Source organism: Marinobacter sp. UBA5687 (assembly GCF_002420325.1).
GTDB classification, from domain to species: Bacteria; Pseudomonadota; Gammaproteobacteria; order Pseudomonadales; family Oleiphilaceae; genus Marinobacter; species Marinobacter nauticus.
In genome coordinates this window covers 1-4,173 of record NZ_DIHV01000044.1, presented here as the reverse complement: position 1 = coordinate 4,173, position 4,173 = coordinate 1, and the positions used below count along the sequence as shown (strand labels likewise).

Annotated in this window: 4 protein-coding genes; 3 read left to right on the top strand and 1 reads right to left on the bottom strand. The window is 60.8% G+C overall.

Features of this window, described 5'->3' with window-relative positions:
• Positions 1–1,033 (top strand): 3-oxoadipyl-CoA thiolase (pcaF, locus tag B3Y70_RS04790; RefSeq protein ID WP_288589270.1); only part of this gene is annotated, 1,033 nt, incomplete at its 5' end.
• A gap of 24 nt (positions 1,034–1,057) precedes the next feature.
• Positions 1,058–1,846, top strand: coding sequence for an alpha/beta fold hydrolase (locus tag B3Y70_RS04785; protein ID WP_286893039.1), 789 nt, complete (start codon positions 1,058–1,060; stop codon positions 1,844–1,846).
• A gap of 60 nt (positions 1,847–1,906) precedes the next feature.
• Here B3Y70_RS04785 and B3Y70_RS04780 read toward each other — a convergent pair whose 3' ends face one another.
• Positions 1,907–3,019, bottom strand: coding sequence for an S-(hydroxymethyl)glutathione dehydrogenase/class III alcohol dehydrogenase (locus B3Y70_RS04780; RefSeq protein WP_041654464.1), 1,113 nt, complete (start codon positions 3,017–3,019; stop codon positions 1,907–1,909).
• Between the two features lie 152 nt (positions 3,020–3,171).
• On the opposite strand from B3Y70_RS04780, the gene B3Y70_RS04775 reads away from it, so the two are divergent.
• On the top strand, positions 3,172–4,173 hold a 1,002-nt coding region (locus B3Y70_RS04775; protein WP_288589269.1), incomplete at its 3' end, for a deoxyribodipyrimidine photo-lyase.

Genomic DNA, 4,173 nt, shown 5'->3' with positions numbered 1-4,173 from the left:
CAACCAGGCCGGTGAAGATAACCGTAACGTCGCCCGCATGTCGGCGTTGCTGGCGGGCCTGCCCACCTCCGTACCCGGCACCACCCTGAACCGGCTGTGTGGTTCCGGCATGGACGCCGTGGGCACCGCCTTCCGCGCCATCCGCGCCGGTGAAATGGACCTGGTATTGGCCGGGGGCGTGGAGTCCATGTCCCGCGCCCCGTACGTGATGGGGAAGGCTGACAGCGCTTTCTCACGGAGCCAGAAAATCGAAGACACCACCATCGGCTGGCGCTTCGTGAACCCGCTGATGAAAAAACAGTACGGTGTGGACTCTATGCCGGAAACAGCGGAGAACGTTGCCGAACAGTACAACATCTCCCGCGAAGATCAGGATCTGTTCGCGTTCCGCTCCCAACAGAAGACCGCCCGGGCACAGCAGGAAGGCGTCTTTGCCGAAGAGATTGTGCCGGTATCTATTCCACGCCGAAAGCAAGACCCGCTGGTGTTTGACACCGACGAGCATCCCCGCGCCAGCACCCTTAAAAAACTCGCCGCCTTGCCTGCGCCTTTCCGGGAGAACGGCAGTGTGACCGCCGGCAATGCCTCCGGCGTCAACGACGGCGCCGCCGCCATGCTGGTCGCCAGCGAAGCCGCGGTTAAGCAGCATGGCCTCAAGCCCATGGCCAAAATCCTTGGCATGGCCACGGCCGGTGTGGAACCACGCATCATGGGCATTGGCCCGGTACCGGCGGTTCAGAAGCTGCTGAAGAAGCAGGGCATCAGCCTGGATGACATCGACGTGATCGAGCTCAACGAAGCTTTTGCCGCCCAGGGCCTGGCCGTGCTGCGTGAACTGGGCATTGCCGATGACGATCCCCGGGTAAACCCGAACGGCGGCGCCATCGCCCTTGGCCACCCGCTGGGCATGTCTGGCGCGCGCCTGCTGCAGACTGCGGCACACCAGCTGCAGCGCACCGGTGGTCGCTATGCCCTGTGCACCATGTGTGTGGGTGTGGGTCAGGGTATTGCTACACTGATCGAACGGGTCTGACCGGGCCCGGCTTGAGGAGAAAACATGGCATTTCTGAATTACAACAATCGCACCATTTGCTATCGCCTGCTCGGTCATTGCGAAAAGCCATTGTTGGTGCTGACACACCCTCTGGGCATGACCCAGGGGGTGTGGGACGACATGCTCCCGACACTGCTGGAGCGTTTCAGTGTCCTGACCTGGGATCTGCCGGGCCATGGCGCCAGTGCTGCCTGGCCGCAATCCGCCGGAGACATCACCCCGGAAGACCTGGCCCAGGAAGCCCTGGTTCTGGCAAAAGAGGCGGGCAGCACCCGTTTTCATTTTGCCGGCACATCCATAGGCGGCGTTATCGGCCAGCAGCTGGTTGCCGAGCACACTGGCCGGCTGATTTCCGCGGTTCTCACCAACACCGGCGCCATCATTGGCACACCGGAAGCCTGGGGACAACGCGCTGCCAATGTTCGGGAGAAAGGCCTGGCAGCCATGGCCGGAGAGATCGTGCCCCGCTGGTTCGGGCCGAACGCCAGCCGGGAACAGCCGGCGCTGCTGGACGGCTGGAAAGTCATCATGGGGCGGGGCGACGCCAACAGCTATGCCCTGTTGTGCGAAATGCTGGGTAAAGCCGACTTCCGGGAGAGGCTACGGGGCCACAAGGTACCGTTATTGCTGATTGGTGGTTCAGAGGATCTGGCAACACCGCCGGAGTCCTTGAAAGCACTGGCCCAGTTCAGCGGCGCGCCAGAGCCGGTTATTCTGGACGGTATCGGGCACGTGCCTTCCGTTGAATGCCCTCTGATTCTCGCCTCGCAACTCCTGCAAAGCCTGGATTAACCGGGGGCGGGCGAACGCCCTCTCCCCGGGAACTCTGGTTCACTTCTGTTCCATGCCAGGTCAGAAGTGAATCACCGACCGGATGCTCTTGCCCTCGTGCATCAAGTCAAACGCCTTGTTGATGTCTTCCAGCTTCATTTCGTGGGTGATAAACACATCCAGCGGAATCTCACCTTTCTCGGCTTTTTCCACATAGGATGGCAGCTCGGTACGGCCTTTCACGCCACCAAAGGCGGAACCGCGCCAGACCCGGCCGGTTACCAACTGGAACGGGCGGGTACTGATTTCTTCACCGGCACCGGCCACTCCGATGATGGTGCTTTCACCCCATCCCTTGTGACAGGCTTCCAGCGCCGCACGCATCAGCTTCACGTTGCCCACACACTCGAAGGTATAGTCGGCACCGCCGTCGGTCATCTCGATGATGACTTCCTGGAGCGGTTTGTCGTAGTCGTTGGGGTTAACCACATCGGTAGCACCCAACTGCTTGGCAATGTCGAACTTGCCGGGGTTGATATCGATCGCAATGATGCGCCCGGCCTTGGCCATGGTCGCGCCGATGATCGCCGCCAGGCCGATGCCGCCCAGGCCAAAGATGGCGACCGTGGCGCCTTCTTCAACCTTGGCAGTGTTAAGCACCGCGCCAATCCCGGTGGTTACCCCACAGCCCAGCAAGCACACCTTGTCGAGCGGGGCTTCCTTGGGGATTTTGGCCAGGGAGATTTCCGGCAGTACGGTGTACTCTGAAAACGTGGAACAGCCCATGTAGTGATACAGCGGCTGGCCCTTGTAGGAGAACCGGGAGGTGCCGTCTGGCATCACACCCTTGCCCTGGGTTTCGCGCACCGCGCCACACAGGTTGGTCTTGCCGGAGGTGCAGAACTTGCATTTACCGCATTCGGCGGTGTACAGCGGGATCACGTGGTCACCCACTTCCAGGCCGGTCACACCCGGCCCTACGGCTTCAACAATGCCGCCGCCCTCGTGGCCGAGAATGGTCGGAAACAGGCCTTCGGGGTCAGCGCCGGACAGAGTGTAGGCATCGGTATGGCACACGCCGGTGGCCACGATCTTAACCAGTACTTCGCCTTCTTTCGGCGGCGCCACATCCACTTCCACAATTTCCAGGGGTTTGTTGGCCTCAAACGCCACAGCTGCGCGGGATTTGATCACGTTCACTCTCCTGTTGTCCGATTGTTCCGGCGGGCCGAAATGCATTAACGTTGAACTGTAGCACGCTTGTCGCGGACAGGCCTGCCTCTGAGTCAATCTCATACGCAGCCCCTGTCGTATGGTTTTGTGTCGTCGATGATGAGGAATACATCTTGCGAACGCTCTACTGGTTTACCCGCGACCTTCGATTGCATGACAACCCGGCCTTGCTGGCCGCAGCCCGTTCAGACATGTTGTTGTGTGTCTTTGTCGTAGACCCGCGCTGGTTTACCGGTGACCGGTTTCAGTGCCGTGCACTGGGTGATCATCGTTGGCGCTTCCTGTGGCAAAGCTTGATGGCACTGGAACGTAGCCTGCGGCCTCTGGGGCAACGAATGCATATCGCCTGGGGCGAACCGGAAATCGTTCTGCCAGAGCTGGCCCGTGAGCACGGCGTGCAGCGTTTGATTCGCTCACGCCTACCCGGCACCGAAGAAGCCGCACAGTGGCAGGCCCTCAAAGCCCGCCTGCCGGAGGTGACGTTTCAGCAGTTCGAAACCCTGGGCATGTTCACGGAAGGCCAGCTTCCCATGGAACTGGCAGAGCTGCCCGATACCTTCTCGCAATTCCGCAAGCAGGTGGAGAAAGCTGAGCAACCGGACTATACCCTCAGGATCCGCACCGTCAGCGCCCTGCCACCACCCCCGGGATTCCCCGAAGATAACCGGGGCCAGTGCCCGCCGATACCGGAACCGATACATCGGTCACCATTCACCGGCGGTGAGGAAGCCGGCCTGGCACAGCTGCAAGCCTTCGTATTCGGACAACATCGCATTGCCGACTACAAGGAAACCCGCAATGCGCTGGACGACTGGGGCTCATCCTCCAAGTTCTCCCCCTGGCTGGCGAACGGCTGCCTGTCAGCTCGGGAGGTGGTTGCCGCCATCGAACAATACGAACGTCAGCACACCCGTAACGATTCCACCTATTGGCTCTGGTTTGAGCTGCTCTGGCGCGAGTATTTCTACTGGTATGCCCTCAACCACGGGAGTCGGTTGTTTCTTCGCGATGGTGTTCAGCGTAAACGCCGCCCGGTGACCTTCTATGGCCATCGATTCAAGGCCTGGTGCGAGGGCAATACCCAGTACCCGATAGTCAACGCGGCCATGAATCAG

Coding starts and splice junctions, on each gene's coding strand:
- B3Y70_RS04785 (WP_286893039.1), top strand. CDS start 1,058: ATGGCATTTCTGAATTACAACAATCGCACCATTTGCTATCGCCTGCTC.